Below are 207 nucleotides of genomic sequence, written 5' to 3'. Positions count from 1 at the left end.
CGGCTACCTGCTGGCGGCCGGCCTCCTGCGGCTGCTCGCGTCGCGGCAGGGGGGCATCGTCTCGACCGCGCCGGCCGCCCCCGCCCGGCCCGAGCCGCCCGCGCCCGGCAACACGGATGCGGTCCACACCGGTGACAGCACCACGGCGCCCGGCTCCCCGGGCGCCGCCCGCGGGGCGACGACCCAGGACTTCACCCAGAACGCCCT

1 protein-coding gene is annotated in these 207 nt (G+C 80.2%); it reads left to right on the top strand.

Annotation, left to right across the window (positions count from 1 at the left end):
- Positions 1-207: hypothetical protein (locus F0U44_RS23185; RefSeq protein WP_223163815.1), on the top strand; the 207-nt coding region annotated here is incomplete at both ends.

The organism is Nocardioides humilatus, assembly GCF_008373755.1.
Taxonomy (GTDB): Bacteria; Actinomycetota; Actinomycetes; order Propionibacteriales; family Nocardioidaceae; genus Nocardioides; species Nocardioides humilatus.
Note: the sequence above shows the minus strand (reverse complement) of the source record. Positions and strands in the feature narration are given on the sequence as shown.